This is a genomic window from Microvirga pakistanensis, from assembly GCF_004458765.1.
GTDB classification, from domain to species: domain Bacteria; phylum Pseudomonadota; class Alphaproteobacteria; order Rhizobiales; family Beijerinckiaceae; genus Microvirga; species Microvirga pakistanensis.
On the sequence record NZ_SPJX01000184.1, the window covers coordinates 393,743 to 406,071 of the forward strand.

Here is a 12,329-nt window from a genome sequence, read left to right on the forward strand (position 1 = left end):
CTTGTCCTTCTGAAAAGGAGGGTTGCTGATGGCCAATCTAGAGCGTGCGGGAGACGTTTGAACTCTCCAGGCTCGGACCGTTTGTGGGAAAAGCGAGGAGGCCGGAAGGCGGCCTTCGCACTTTTCCGACAAACTTCGACTTGTCAGCGCAGTTTTGTTCGCTAAAAGCGGCGCTGGACAAGACAAATGTTGCGCAAGGGCCTCGGCCGGACCGCAATGCCAATGAAGACTGGGGTCGAACCCCTTAAGACAAGGACCAGAGCACCATGCGCGTGTATTACGATCGCGACGCCGATATCAATCTGATCAAGGGCAAGAAGGTCGCCATCGTCGGATATGGCAGCCAGGGGCATGCCCATACGCTGAACCTGCGCGATTCCGGCGTGAAGGACATCGTCGTGGCGCTGCGCAAGGGCTCTCCCTCCGCGGCCAAGGCCGAGGCCGCCGGAATCCGCGTGATGGAGGTGGCCGAGGCCGCCAAGTGGGCCGACGTGGTCATGATGCTGACCCCGGACGAGCTGCAGGCCGACATCTACCGCAACGAACTGCACGGCAACATGAAGCAGGGCGCGGCTCTCCTGTTCGCCCACGGCCTCAACGTGCACTTCAACCTCATCGAGCCTCGCAAGGACCTCGACGTGCTCATGGTCGCCCCGAAGGGCCCCGGCCATACGGTCCGCTCGGAGTATCAGCGCGGCGGCGGCGTGCCGACCCTGATCGCGATCCACCAGGATTCCACGGGCAACGCCCATGACATCGCCCTGTCCTATGCGTCCGCCAATGGCGGCGGCCGCGCCGGCATTATCGAAACCACGTTCAAGGAAGAGTGCGAGACCGATCTCTTCGGCGAGCAGGTCGTGCTCTGCGGCGGTCTCGTCGAGCTGATCAAGGCCGGCTTCGAAACCCTCGTCGAGGCGGGCTACGCCCCGGAGATGGCCTATTTCGAGTGCCTGCACGAAGTGAAGCTGATCGTCGACCTCATCTACGAGGGCGGCATCGCGAACATGAACTACTCGATCTCGAACACCGCCGAATACGGCGAGTACGTCACCGGCCCCCGCATCATCACCCCCGAGACCAAGGCCGAGATGAAGCGCGTTCTGGAGGATATCCAGTCGGGCAAGTTCACCCGCGACTGGATGCTCGAGAACAAGGTCAATCAGACCTCCTTCAAGGCCACCCGCGCCCGCAATGCCGCTCACCCGATCGAGGACGTGGGCGCCCGCCTGCGCGACATGATGCCGTGGATCAAGGAAAAGGCTCTGGTCGACAAGACCAAGAACTGATCTCTCACGAACGGGACCAAAGCAGGGGCGGAACCTTCCGCCCCTTTTCTATTTCGGGTCCCTCCGCGCATGTGGCTCAGCAGGAAAGCCGACGCGCGCAGGATGCAAAGGCTGAAGCCGACGTCCGATCCGGAACAGCCCGACACAGATCGTGGCTGCGGCGAGCAGGCCCCATGAGCCCGGAGGGACGTGGTTCGCATCCGGCATATCCGTGATCGGGACACCGGAGGTCAAGGTCTCGATCAGCCAGAGACCCGCAAGCGCACCTGCTGCGAGCTTCCACTCGTAGTGACGCCAATGCTCCGGGAGACCGGCCATGGCGGGATCGGCTGGGACGTGTTCTTCCAGGGAATCGTCCGTGTCGTGCCAAGCAAAGGAGCCCTTGGGAATTCGTCCCATGGCGAAGTCCTTCCGTCATGTTATAGCTTAGCATTAACACTGCGGAAGGGCTCTGCAAACTCCGAAAATGGAGGGGCCCTTGATCTGTCGGGATGAAGGGCCGCCTCGTTTACTGCTGGTTGCTTTTCGTGTTTTGAGCCTTGTTGTTGTCCTGCTTGCCGGGATCTGAGGGGTTCTTCATGGTGCCGCCCGAGCCGCGGATGTGGGTGCCGGGGTGCTTCTTGCTGTCGGCGGAGTTGTCGCCGTTCATCTTGCCTTTGCCCATAGGGAAACCTCCATTTGGTGCCGGAGGTTAATGAGCCCCCCGGAGCCTTGTTCCCGCGAAAGGCCCTACCAGAGCAGGTAATGCGCCAGCCCGGCCCCCGGCGCCAGGAGGGCGAAGGCCCAGACCGAGGCGGAAGCCATGTTGGCTGCCTGGAAGAGCACGCGCGGCATCAGGAAGATGCCGGCGATCAGGGGCAGGACCGCGCGGGTGGGGCCGAAGAAGCGACCCAGGAACATGGCCCAGGGGCCAAAGCGCTGGAAAAAATGCTCTCCTGTCTCGATCAGATCCGGCCTCCTGGAAAGGGGCCAGATCCGGTAGGCGCGCTTCTTCACCTTGTGACCGATCTCGTACGAGAGCCAGGCGCTCAGGAAGGCGCCTGCCGCCGCGCCCAGCCAGACCTGCCAGAACGTGACATCCGCCGCCGCCAGCGCGAAGCCCACGGTCACGAGAATGGTGACCATCGGCAGGATGAGCGAGATGAATGCAAAGGATTCGCCGAACGTCATGAGCCCGACGACCAGGGGGGCATAGGCCTGGTTGGCCCGAATGAACGCGATGACAGGGGCGGTGATGGTCTCCAGATCCACGCGCGGCGTCTCCTCATGGCTTTCCGCGGCAACGCACGGACCTCTTGCAACGGTCCGGCATTCCCGTGATGAAAAGGATCACATCACGTCATTTGAAGCCGGACGGGTAATACGCTAACCGAAAGAGAGAAGGGGGCCAAAGCCATGAATGTTCTCTCGATCCAATCACATGTTGCTTATGGTCATGTGGGCAATGCATCCGCGGTGTTCCCGATGCAGCGTCTCGGTGTCGAGGTATGGCCCATTCATACGGTGCAGTTCTCCAACCATACGGGCTACGGCTCCTGGAAGGGCCGGGTCTTCGACGGACCCGCCATCGAAGAACTCGTGGACGGCATCGGCGAGCGCGGCGTGCTCGGCCGCTGCGACGGCGTGCTCTCGGGTTATATGGGCTCGGCCGATATCGGCAACGCGATCCTGTCTGCCGTCGCGCGGGTGCGGGCGCTCAACCCCGAGGCCCTTTATTGCTGCGACCCGGTGATCGGCGACGTGGGCCGAGGCGTCTTCGTGCGCCCCGGCATTCCGGAATTCATGCGCGAGAAGGCGGTTCCCGCTGCCGACATCATCACCCCCAACCAGTTTGAGCTGGACTATCTCTCCGGCCTGACGACCCAAACGCTGAGTGACGTGAAGCGGGCCGTCGCGACGGTGCAGGAACTCGGGCCCAGGGCCGTGCTCGTGACGTCCGTCGTGATGCGGGAGACCCCCGTCGACGCCATCGATCTCGTGGCCGGAGAGGGCGGCCGCTTCTGGCGCGTGCGCACCCCCAGGCTCTCGTTGAGCGTCAACGGGGCAGGGGACGCGATCGCGGCGCTGTTCTTCGTTCACTACGCGCGCTCCCGCTCCGCCGCGACAGCCCTTGCCGAAGCCTCCGCGTCTGTTTACGGCTTGCTGAAGCGCACGGAGGAGGCGGGATCCCGCGAGATCCTCACCATTGCGGCGCAGGACGAGTTCGTCTCGCCCACCCACCGTTTCAACGCCGAAGAGGTCTGATCCGCATGGCTCGCCGTTTCGTCACCCTCGATGTCTTCACGTCGGAGCGCTTCACCGGTAATCCCCTGGCCGTCGTGCTGGATGCCGAAGGGCTCGACGACGGTCGCATGCGGACGATCGCGAAGGAGTTCAACCTCTCCGAGACGGTCTTCGTGTTTTCTCCTGCCGACCCGCATCAGCGCGCCGACATCCGCATCTTCACGCCGGCGCGGGAACTGCCCTTCGCCGGGCATCCGACCGTGGGAACGGCGGTGCTGCTGGCGCTGCTGGATCAGAACGGCCGGCCCGGCGCCGTGGCCTTCGGCCTGAAGGAGCAGGTCGGCATCGTTCCCTGCGCGGTGGACGTGAAGGACAATGTGAGTGGCCAAGCGCGCTTCCGCTTGCCGCGCCTGCCCTTCGCCTGGGGCGAGGGCAAGGACAGCACAGCCTGCGCCTGGGCGCTCGGCCTTGACCCGACGGATATCGGCTTCGGCCGTCATGTGCCGAGCCGCCATTCGGCGGGCGTGGCTTACGATCTCGTGCCCGTCGCGTCTCTCGATGCCCTGGCCCGCGCCTGGCCGAAGGCGGACGCGTTCGACAAGGCCTTCGCCGACAGCGACCATCCCTCGGCCTATGTCTATGCGCGGGTGCCGCAGGCCGACGGATTGCGCTTCCGCGCCAGGATGTTCGGTCCGGGCATGGGCATCGTCGAAGACCCCGCCACCGGCTCCGCGGCGGCGGCGTTCGCGGGCGCGCTCATGCAATGCGAGCCGCTGGGCGAGGGCGAGCACAACATCCTCATCGAGCAGGGCGTCGAGATGGGCCGCGCGAGCGAGATCGCCCTTCAGATGACGATCAAGAACGGCGAGCTGGTGGCCGCCGAGATCGGAGGCTCCGCCGTGATGGTGAGCCGCGGCGAGATCATCACGTGACGCCGGATGTTCAGATCAGGCGCGTCGCGCGCGTCGAGGCGCGATGCGCCCCCATGGAATGGGCCTGGGCGGAGCAGAACCGCAGCCTCGTGGAGGCGAACTGGAAGCGGCGCACGGCAGAGACGCCGAAGATGTTCAACGGGCGGGTCCTGCTGCTGAGCAGGCTGGAATTCGAACACGACCTGTGCCGCAACACGTATTTCGCGACGGATTACGCCAATCTCGTCGCCTGGATCGACAACGGCTATCCCGACGAGAGCGTCGCCAACGGCTTTGCCATGGGGGCCCTGCGCGGATCGGACGGGGCCTTCATCTGCGGCGTGATGAGCGCCCACACGGCCAATGCGGGCCGTATCTATTTCGCGGGCGGCACGCCCGACCTGTCCGATCTCAGGCCCGACGGCGCCGTCGATCTCGCAACGAGCCTGACCCGCGAGCTGACCGAGGAGACGGGGCTTCAGGATGCCGATTATCGCGTCGATGACGAGTGGATCATCATCCGCCGCTGGCCGACGGTTGCGCTCCTGCGGATGGTCACCCTGCCGATGACCGCAGAGGAGGGCGCGGCCTTGATCCGCGCCAACATCGCCAAGGAACCCGAGCCCGAATTGCAGGACGTGCGGATCGTTCGCAGCACGCACGACATCGACCGCGAGGCGATGCCCCTGTTCCAGCAATCCTTTTTCGAGTGGGTTTTCACTCAAACATAGCCGTGACGGGTCTTCGTGGCGCGGATCATCCGCTGGGCTTCCGCATCGCGCCCTGCCGCGCAGGCGGCCTCGGCCTCTCCGATCTCCCTGTCGACGCGGCTGTACACGGTCTGATTCACGTGCCCCATGGCGAGGTCGTTGCTCATCACGGCCCGGTAGCGGGCGATCTCTCCCTGGCAGCCGGAGCCTTCCGGCATGCGGAAGCCGGCAGGAGTCACGCTTGCGCTGGCGGGTGCTTGGGCGGGACCCGAGGCCGTCTGGTTGCAGGCGGCGAGCGGAAGCGCCATGAAGCCGGTGAGCCACAGGCGGCGGATCGCGTTGTTCATTGAGGTCACCTCAGGTTCGGGCAGGATGGCCTAAGTAATGGCCGAGCTTGCTGTGATCTAGGGCGTTCCGCGACCTGTCCAGAGGTGGAAAATACGGACATTTCTAATCCTTACGGCGAGCCTTGGCTTTTCGTTTGTTTCAACCGCTTGCCATTCCAATTCTCTGCCATTACAAACGGATCAGGTGTTCGCGGCAGTGCCGCGGTCTTTGGAGGAATGGGCAGCGATGGCAATCGGCTCCCACAGCGCAGAAATGAACGGCGTCGCCCCGGCGGCTGGCCGCGCGCTCCTCCTCAGCCTCCTTCTCCTTAGCTGCCCCTGAGGGTCGGCTGGGCGCTGGTGCCTGGGCTCTCAGGGGTTCTGGAAAGACCGAGAACAACCCCGAGCGCATGGCCTTGAGACCTTCGACAGCGCTCTCTCCGAGAAGGACCGACACGATGACCGCTTCCACCACGGGCTCCGCCAAGGACCGCGTATTGATCTTCGACACCACCCTGCGCGACGGCGAGCAATGCCCCGGCGCGACCATGACGCTCGAAGAGAAGCTCGAGGTCGCAGCCCTGCTCGACGCCATGGGCGTGGACATCATCGAAGCGGGCTTCCCGATTGCCTCCAACGGTGACTTCGAGGCGGTGTCCCTGATCGCCGAACAGGTGAAGACTGCAACCGTCGCCGGCCTTGCGCGTGCCATTCCGGCCGATATCGCCCGCGCCGGCGAAGCCGTGCGCCACGCCAAGAGGCCACGGATCCATACCTTCGTCTCCACCTCGCCGATCCACCTGCAGCATCAGATGCGCAAGTCAGAGGAGCAGGTGCTGGAGATCATCACCGCAACGGTGACCCAGGCGCGCAACCTCGTCGAGGACGTCGAGTGGTCGGCCATGGATGCCACGCGCACGCCCATCGACTATCTCTGCCGCTGCGTGGAGGCTGCGATCAGGGCAGGGGCCACCACCATCAACCTCCCGGATACGGTGGGTTATGCGACTCCGGACGAATACCGCTCCATGTTCCGCGCCGTGCGCGAGCGGGTATCGAATGCCGACAAGGCGATTTTCTCCGCCCATTGCCACAACGACCTGGGGCTGGCCGTCGCGAACTCGCTCGCAGCCCTGGAGGGCGGGGCGCGCCAGATCGAGTGCACCATCAACGGGATCGGCGAGCGTGCGGGCAATGCGGCGCTGGAGGAGATCGTGATGGCGATCAAGACCCGCGGCGACGTGCTGCCCTACGAGACCGGCATCGAGGCGACGATGCTGACGCGCGCCTCGAAGCTCGCTTCCGCCGCGACCTCGTTCCCGGTGCAATACAACAAGGCCATCGTCGGCCGGAACGCGTTCGCCCACGAGAGCGGCATTCACCAGGACGGCATGCTGAAGAATGCGCAGACCTACGAAATCATGACGCCCGAGAGCGTCGGCGTGACCAAGACGTCGCTGGTGATGGGCAAGCATTCGGGCCGCGCGGCCTTCCGCAACAAACTGGAAGAGCTGGGCTATGAACTGTCCGACAATCAGTTCCAGGATGCCTTCGAGCGCTTCAAGGATCTCGCGGACCGCAAGAAGCACGTCTATGACGAGGATATCGAAGCGCTGGTGGACCAGAACATCGCCACCGCCCACGACCGGATCAAGCTGGTCTCGCTCTCCATCGTGGCCGGCACGCGCGGCCCGCAGCGCGCCACAATGCGCCTGCAGGTCGATGGCAACACCATCATCGAGGAGCAGGAGGGCAACGGTCCGGTGGACGCCACCTTCAACGCCATCAAGGCGCTGGTGCCGCACGAGGCCGAGCTGGAGCTCTATCAGGTGCACGCGGTGACCGAGGGCACCGATGCGCAGGCCGAGGTGTCGGTCCGCCTCTCGGCCGACGGCCGCAGTGTGACGTCGCGCGCCGCCGATCCGGACACGCTCGTGGCTTCCGCGCAGGCCTATCTCGGTGCCCTTAACAAGCTCCTGAGCCGGGGCGCGAGCCTCCACGCCCAGCACGCGGCGGAGTAACTGGCCAGAGGTCAAAGATCTCTGTCGACCTGCATGCTGTCATGTTTTAAGGCAAGCCTTTCAGGCCGGCAGAGAAATCAGGGTGCGTAACGTGAAAGTCTGGAAATCTTTAGGGCTAAAGTTCCGCAAGCGTATCCCTAGTTTCGCTAAACGCTGGGTAAGGCTGGCAAGGCACGCGATGGCTGCGCCTGCTCAAGCATCACATAGGCTCCCTCCGGAATTGTTGACGGAATGCCGTGTCTGCGCATCTCGCTATGAACTGCTTAAACATCTGCCTCGCAAGGCGCGGGTGGCTGAGATCGGCGTGGAGCACGGCCGTTTTTCTCAACACATTCTGTCCGTTACCGATCCATCAGAGTTTCATCTGGTCGATCTCGACTTCGGTGCCTTGAGCCCGGAGCTTCGACGCGATCCTCGGGTTTCCATTCGCCAAGGATATTCGCATGAAGTGCTCAACTCCTTCGCCGATGACAGCTTTGACTGGATCTACATCGACGCAGATCATTCCTATGAAGGTGTGAAGAGAGACGCCAATGCCGCCGCTGCAAAGGTCCGGCCAGGCGGATTTCTGATCTTCAACGACTTTGCTCACGTGGACCCATTCCTAGGTCGGTACGGAGTTCACAGGGCCGTAGTAGAATTTGCCATCGCCCGGAAGTGGCCATTCGTGTGGCTGGCCTACGAACCGCATGGGCTCTATGACGTGGCCCTCCAGCGACCGGCAGGATCAATCGTTCATTAGGCCTCGAAGCCTGACATCTCAATCCAGGACTGGAACCGGGCTCGGCGGCTTGATGGTCGAGAGCACGAAGCTTGAGCGCACATCCGCGACGCCGGGCAGGGTGAGCAGGCGGTTCATGGTGAACTCGCCGAAGCTCTCGATATCCCGCGCCACCGCATGGACGATGATGTCCACCTCGCCGGCGAGCGCATGGCAAGCAATCACCTCTTCATAGCCTTTGAGCCGGTCGACGAGGCGCGTACGCCAGCCCGGTTCCGATTGCTCGAGCTTGATGAACACGAAGGCCTCCACTTCGAACCCGAGAGCCTTACGGTTCACGAGCGCCCGGTAGCCCTCGATGACCCCGTCCTCCTCCAGCGCTTTCAGGCGCCTCAGGCAGGGAGAGGCGGCAAGGCCGACCTTCTCGGCCAAGGTGGAATTGGGGATGCGGCCGTCTCCCTGGATGGCGCGCAGGATCCGGCGATCGGAGGGAGAGAGGTGGCGTTTCATCGAAATCTCGTGGATTGAGGCCATAGGGTCATTTTATGACCCCGTATAGGCTTTTCCAGGACCGATCCGGCGAATAATGACCTGTGACGGGTGTTATTCTGGCATCAGAACAAAGATGGAGGAAACGCCATGAATACCGCGACCGGCAGCGACGACCCACGCGACTACATGCGCGATCAGGGTTTCGAGAGCTACACCGAGACCGACCATTCCACCTGGAGGATTCTGGCCAAGCGCCAACGGGAAATCCTGAAGGGCCGCATCGCCGACCAGTTCCTGGAGGGCCTCGACCGCCTCGGAATCGGCGAAGAAGGGATCCCGGAGTTCCGGGTCATGAATCAGCATCTCAAGGCGGCCACGGGCTGGGAGGTCGTGGCGGTGCCGGGGCTCATCCCGGATCTTGCCTTCTTCCGCATGCTGGCGAACCGCCAGTTTCCGGCCGGCTTCTGGATCCGCAAGCCCGAGCAACTCGATTACATCGAGGAGCCGGACATCTTCCACGACGTGTTCGGCCATGTGCCGCTGATCATGCAGCCGGTCTATGCGGATTATCTCGAATCCTACGGCAAGGCTGGGCTGGCCGCCGCCGAGCATGGGGCTATGAAGTACCTGGCGCGGCTCTACTGGTACACGGTGGAGTTTGGGCTCGCGCAGACACCGCAGGGACTGCGGATCGTTGGCGCTGGCATCGCCTCGTCGCCCGGCGAGACGATCTTCTCGCTCGAGAGCCCATCGCCCAACCGGGTCGCGTTCGACCTTGGCCGTGTCATGCGCACCCTTTATCGGATCGACGATTACCAGGAGACCTATTTCGTGCTCGACGGGATCGAATCCTGGCCGAGCCTCGACCTCGACCTGTTGATTCCATTGTGGAAGGACTTGGCCGGACGGGAGGAGATCGAGCCCGGGCATGTCCAGCCCGAAGATCGCCTTCTGACACAGGGTGACGGCAGCTATCACCGGGCGAAATCGAAATCCGCAGCTTGACGAAAAAACCTCCCCGAATGGGCTAGACAGAGGCCGTACGGTTTGTTACACGCACGGCCTCTTCAGCGGAAACGCTCCGCTGAATTCGCTTCGGCGACGGGTGTGTAGCTCAGTTGGTAGAGCAGCTGACTCTTAATCAGCGGGTCCAAGGTTCGAATCCTTGCACACCCACCAATCTCTTCAAAGATTTAGCCTAATATGAGGGTTGTCGTTTCGACAATCCGTCATCGGCTCATTTCGACAAATCTCCCCTATTTGTTCGAGCTTCCGGCCTTTTGCGTGCGCCAGCGCGTCGCTGTTGAATGGTCTTCTTGGCGTATAAAACCGTCATGTCAGCGGCCTTGTGGCCACTCAGTGCGCGAAGCTGAGCATCGGTCAGTTCCGCATCTGCGCCCTCCGTGTTGCCGCCGTGGCGAAGGCCCATGAATTTCTCGTCAGGATCGAGCCCCGCCGCCTTCCGATAGTCGGCCACGATGTGTCGGAAATAGTCTTCTTTCCACGGCAGGTAGACCTTGCGCGGCCTGTCAGGGCGATCCCGCATGACAACGAGTGTCCCCCCGGCGCTCCATGCCGTCCAGCCGTTCCATAAGCTCCGGCGACAAGGCTGTGCCGTCCTCATCATACAGCGGCAGATCGACCAACTCGCCCGTCTTGTGGTGGCAGATCCAGGTCATATCACGCGCTTCCGCAGGGCGGTAATGCGCCCAGCTAAATCGGCTAAGGATGCCGATCTCACGTTGCAGCGAAATGCGATCATCGCGGCTGTGCCTATTGAGTGGTCGCCCGCCTCATCGCAGACCTTCACGAACCGCATCAGGCTTTCGTAGTTGACCGGCTTCGTTGATTTGGCCTTGTACTTCAGGCCCATCTTCGAGAACGGATTGTCCACTGGCATGATGGTCGGCATGGACCGCCTCGCGACAAACCAGGCACGACGGCAGACCACCATGGCGCCTATAGCCGTCCGTGTGCGCTCCCGGGTCTGTAGTCTGTGCCAAGAGCCTCACTGGCCATGGTGCACCCGGCCTTCTTGGCCCAGGTCGGCGCTGCCCAGTAGTAGCCGGTCCCGCCGGCGGCGAGGCGTCGAGCAACCATATACTTCGGCCATCCAGCAGGCTTGCGGCGTTTCATCAGATCAGGTCTTCCGCGTTCTCAACAATTTCTGATCCATCCTGCCGCAGCCCATGGCGGCGGGCGATGGTCTCTTCCAGCTTCAGGCGGTGCCATTTTGGCAGGCTGCCGCGCTCACTTCGGGCTGGCAGTACACACCCCGGCTTACCTTCTTCAGGAACGCCTCGACGCTCGGCTCGTCACAGAAGGCGGCGGCCGTCTCGGCTCTCATCTCCAGGGGCCATGCCCCAGCCGGGTATGAAACGGGTCGGCCCATCCCTCAGTGCTCCATGAGCGTAGCAGTAAGCGGATTAGTTTTGCGGCGTTCGAGCGCGATCCTGCCTTACAATGGGCTACGTCTCGCGGTGCTCGCTTGTACTCGGTCGCTCATGGTCCGCTTTTCACCGGGTCTGCTTGAAGAGGGAATTAACCATCGATTAACCATGTCCGGGCAAACTCACTTGCGCCGGCCAGTGCGGGCAGACTGGGCTGGTTCCATCGAGAGCATTGGACCTCAGGCCGCGGTGTGGTTGCGGCCTTTCTTTTTGTTCTGGCCCGGTAGGCGGCGTTGGAACGCATCGAAGCACTTTCAAGACTGAGACGACTGCGCCAGGTGCATGGCAGTTGGGCCATTGGTTGGGTGCCAAGCCGCAGTTCGAGCTACCATCTGAACGGAAGCACAGGATCTCCTCCCCCTGTGCTGTTCCCTCTGGAAGTTTCGATTTCCGACCTTGGGGCCGCTGATCCAGCGGCCCTTTTCTTTGCCGTCTTCCAGCAAGCGAGAGGTCGCCACTAACACTCCGGTAACTATGATCATTCACCATACTCGAGGTGCGGAGATTTGCGGCCGCCGGTTTCAGTATGAGTATTGCGATGACGTTAGTTCTGCTTCTGATTGTGGCGGTATCCTTCTCAGCCTCGATCCTACTTCCAGCATGGCAGATGCTGATCTCGCCGAGAGGGGAACGGCGGTCGCGCGCTCCCGCGAGCCTTGTGGCCCTTGAGCGCCGTGCACAGGGTTGCTGATCAAGCAGAGACGGATCGGTCAGGCGCAGGATCCTGATACGCGCATTCGTTTGGACCTCCGGACGAAAGTGCCATCCATCTTCCGCTTCCACGGAGAGTCCTCGCTGCCAGGGATCGGCGGGCCTTTGCGGTGCTGGATGCCCAAGTTGCGCATCTTCACGCGCTTGGTCGTGGCGATCCGGGCCAGGTCGCCGTCCCTGCCGTGGGTCTTCGCATCAGCGCAGGCCTTGTGCGCGGGGCCGCGGTTCTCGGCTTCGTTCGATCCGCCAAGACCGAGGGCGCGAAGGTGCTCATCGATCCACGGCTCGCCAGCCTCAATCTTCCGATCGCAGAGGACGCAGCGGCCCTGGAAGGCCTCGAACAGCTTCAGGCGCTGGGTAGGCGTCAGGGGCTTACGGGGAATGGTGCCGACGTCTTCGGTCATTGCACGCCCCTCTGTACTAGTCAAAGGACAGAAGGGGCAGATAGATGTCGGCCTGTGGCGGCGGCGGGATACGC

Annotated in this window: 16 protein-coding genes and 1 tRNA gene; 8 read left to right on the forward strand and 9 right to left on the reverse strand. The window is 62.8% G+C overall.

The window, feature by feature from the left end; all coding sequences use genetic code 11:
• The first annotated feature begins 266 nt into the window (after positions 1–266).
• Positions 267–1,286, forward strand: a complete 1,020-nt coding sequence (gene ilvC / locus E4K09_RS09620; protein WP_134496522.1) for a ketol-acid reductoisomerase — start codon at positions 267–269, stop codon at positions 1,284–1,286.
• A gap of 48 nt (positions 1,287–1,334) precedes the next feature.
• Here ilvC and E4K09_RS09625 read toward each other — a convergent pair whose 3' ends face one another.
• From E4K09_RS09625 to E4K09_RS09630, 3 genes are all read right to left on the reverse strand, one after another.
• Positions 1,335–1,685, reverse strand: a complete 351-nt coding sequence (locus tag E4K09_RS09625; RefSeq protein WP_134496523.1) for a hypothetical protein — start codon at positions 1,683–1,685, stop codon at positions 1,335–1,337.
• A gap of 109 nt (positions 1,686–1,794) precedes the next feature.
• Positions 1,795–1,950 carry a hypothetical protein gene (locus tag E4K09_RS28965; RefSeq protein ID WP_166802233.1) on the reverse strand — a complete coding sequence of 52 codons (156 nt, stop codon included), beginning with the start codon at positions 1,948–1,950 and terminating at the stop codon, positions 1,795–1,797.
• A 65-nt stretch (positions 1,951–2,015) separates the two neighbouring features.
• Positions 2,016–2,537 carry a DedA family protein gene (locus E4K09_RS09630; protein ID WP_134496524.1) on the reverse strand — a complete coding sequence of 174 codons (522 nt, stop codon included), beginning with the start codon at positions 2,535–2,537 and terminating at the stop codon, positions 2,016–2,018.
• Positions 2,538–2,681: 144 nt separating this feature from the next.
• Here E4K09_RS09630 and pdxY point away from each other — a divergent pair, with 144 nt between their 5' ends.
• The 3 genes from pdxY to E4K09_RS09645 are packed head-to-tail and all read left to right on the forward strand — an operon-like array spanning position 2,682 to position 5,151.
• On the forward strand, positions 2,682–3,530 hold the full coding sequence (pdxY, locus tag E4K09_RS09635) for a pyridoxal kinase PdxY (RefSeq protein WP_134496525.1): 849 nt from the start codon (positions 2,682–2,684) through the stop codon (positions 3,528–3,530).
• 5 nt (positions 3,531–3,535) lie between these two features.
• A complete protein-coding gene (locus E4K09_RS09640; protein WP_134496526.1) occupies positions 3,536–4,441 on the forward strand; it encodes a PhzF family phenazine biosynthesis protein in 906 nt (301 codons plus the stop codon).
• Positions 4,438–5,151: an NUDIX hydrolase gene (locus E4K09_RS09645; protein ID WP_134496527.1), complete on the forward strand. Its 714-nt coding sequence runs from the start codon at positions 4,438–4,440 to the stop codon at positions 5,149–5,151. Before E4K09_RS09640 ends, E4K09_RS09645 begins: the two co-directional genes overlap by 4 nt.
• Here E4K09_RS09645 and E4K09_RS09650 read toward each other — a convergent pair.
• Complete coding sequence (locus E4K09_RS09650; protein ID WP_134496528.1) at positions 5,142–5,477, reverse strand: hypothetical protein; 336 nt, start codon at positions 5,475–5,477, stop codon at positions 5,142–5,144. The genes E4K09_RS09645 and E4K09_RS09650 overlap by 10 nt on opposite strands.
• 437 nt (positions 5,478–5,914) lie before the next feature.
• Here E4K09_RS09650 and E4K09_RS09655 point away from each other — a divergent pair, with 437 nt between their 5' ends.
• Positions 5,915–7,477: a 2-isopropylmalate synthase gene (locus tag E4K09_RS09655; RefSeq protein ID WP_134496529.1), complete on the forward strand. Its 1,563-nt coding sequence runs from the start codon at positions 5,915–5,917 to the stop codon at positions 7,475–7,477.
• A gap of 91 nt (positions 7,478–7,568) precedes the next feature.
• Positions 7,569–8,219 carry a class I SAM-dependent methyltransferase gene (locus E4K09_RS09660; protein ID WP_134496530.1) on the forward strand — a complete coding sequence of 217 codons (651 nt, stop codon included), beginning with the start codon at positions 7,569–7,571 and terminating at the stop codon, positions 8,217–8,219.
• Positions 8,220–8,237: 18 nt separating this feature from the next.
• Here E4K09_RS09660 and E4K09_RS09665 read toward each other — a convergent pair whose 3' ends face one another.
• Positions 8,238–8,708, reverse strand: a complete 471-nt coding sequence (locus tag E4K09_RS09665) for an Lrp/AsnC family transcriptional regulator (protein ID WP_166802234.1) — start codon at positions 8,706–8,708, stop codon at positions 8,238–8,240.
• 129 nt (positions 8,709–8,837) lie between these two features.
• Between E4K09_RS09665 and phhA the strand changes: the two genes are divergently transcribed.
• Together phhA and E4K09_RS09675 are read left to right on the forward strand one after the other, a co-directional pair.
• The gene (gene phhA / locus E4K09_RS09670; RefSeq protein ID WP_134496532.1) at positions 8,838–9,695 is read left to right on the forward strand and encodes a phenylalanine 4-monooxygenase; all 858 of its coding nucleotides are present in this window, start codon (positions 8,838–8,840) and stop codon (positions 9,693–9,695) included.
• Positions 9,696–9,793: 98 nt separating this feature from the next.
• Positions 9,794–9,869: transfer RNA gene (locus E4K09_RS09675), tRNA-Lys, on the forward strand.
• Positions 9,870–9,927: 58 nt separating this feature from the next.
• Here the strand turns inward: E4K09_RS09675 and E4K09_RS09680 are convergent.
• The 4 genes from E4K09_RS09680 to E4K09_RS09690 all read right to left on the reverse strand — a co-directional run bounded on the left by E4K09_RS09680 (position 9,928) and on the right by E4K09_RS09690 (position 12,255).
• Entirely contained in the window at positions 9,928–10,236 is a 309-nt protein-coding gene (locus E4K09_RS09680; RefSeq protein WP_134496533.1) for a site-specific integrase, read from the reverse strand.
• A 129-nt stretch (positions 10,237–10,365) separates the two neighbouring features.
• The gene (locus E4K09_RS09685) at positions 10,366–10,602 is read right to left on the reverse strand and encodes a hypothetical protein (protein WP_134496534.1); all 237 of its coding nucleotides are present in this window, start codon (positions 10,600–10,602) and stop codon (positions 10,366–10,368) included.
• Positions 10,603–10,908: 306 nt separating this feature from the next.
• Positions 10,909–11,082, reverse strand: a complete 174-nt coding sequence (locus tag E4K09_RS28970; RefSeq protein ID WP_166802235.1) for a hypothetical protein — start codon at positions 11,080–11,082, stop codon at positions 10,909–10,911.
• A 768-nt stretch (positions 11,083–11,850) separates the two neighbouring features.
• Positions 11,851–12,255, reverse strand: a complete 405-nt coding sequence (locus tag E4K09_RS09690) for an HNH endonuclease (RefSeq protein ID WP_134496535.1) — start codon at positions 12,253–12,255, stop codon at positions 11,851–11,853.
• Positions 12,256–12,329 lie beyond the last annotated feature (74 nt).

Excerpts from the sequence above, each read along its gene's own strand:
- ilvC (WP_134496522.1), top strand. The coding sequence starts at position 267 with ATGCGCGTGTATTACGATCGCGACGCCGATATCAATCTGATCAAGGGC.
- E4K09_RS28965 (WP_166802233.1), bottom strand. The coding sequence starts at position 1,950 with ATGGGCAAAGGCAAGATGAACGGCGACAACTCCGCCGACAGCAAGAAG.
- E4K09_RS28970 (WP_166802235.1), bottom strand. The coding sequence starts at position 11,082 with ATGGGCCGACCCGTTTCATACCCGGCTGGGGCATGGCCCCTGGAGATG.
- E4K09_RS09665 (WP_166802234.1), bottom strand. The coding sequence starts at position 8,708 with ATGAAACGCCACCTCTCTCCCTCCGATCGCCGGATCCTGCGCGCCATC.
- pdxY (WP_134496525.1), top strand. The coding sequence starts at position 2,682 with ATGAATGTTCTCTCGATCCAATCACATGTTGCTTATGGTCATGTGGGC.
- E4K09_RS09685 (WP_134496534.1), bottom strand. The coding sequence starts at position 10,602 with ATGCCGACCATCATGCCAGTGGACAATCCGTTCTCGAAGATGGGCCTG.
- E4K09_RS09655 (WP_134496529.1), top strand. The coding sequence starts at position 5,915 with ATGACCGCTTCCACCACGGGCTCCGCCAAGGACCGCGTATTGATCTTC.
- E4K09_RS09690 (WP_134496535.1), bottom strand. The coding sequence starts at position 12,255 with ATGACCGAAGACGTCGGCACCATTCCCCGTAAGCCCCTGACGCCTACC.
- E4K09_RS09640 (WP_134496526.1), top strand. The coding sequence starts at position 3,536 with ATGGCTCGCCGTTTCGTCACCCTCGATGTCTTCACGTCGGAGCGCTTC.
- E4K09_RS09680 (WP_134496533.1), bottom strand. The coding sequence starts at position 10,236 with ATGCGGGATCGCCCTGACAGGCCGCGCAAGGTCTACCTGCCGTGGAAA.
- E4K09_RS09625 (WP_134496523.1), bottom strand. The coding sequence starts at position 1,685 with ATGGGACGAATTCCCAAGGGCTCCTTTGCTTGGCACGACACGGACGAT.
- E4K09_RS09650 (WP_134496528.1), bottom strand. The coding sequence starts at position 5,477 with ATGAACAACGCGATCCGCCGCCTGTGGCTCACCGGCTTCATGGCGCTT.
- phhA (WP_134496532.1), top strand. The coding sequence starts at position 8,838 with ATGAATACCGCGACCGGCAGCGACGACCCACGCGACTACATGCGCGAT.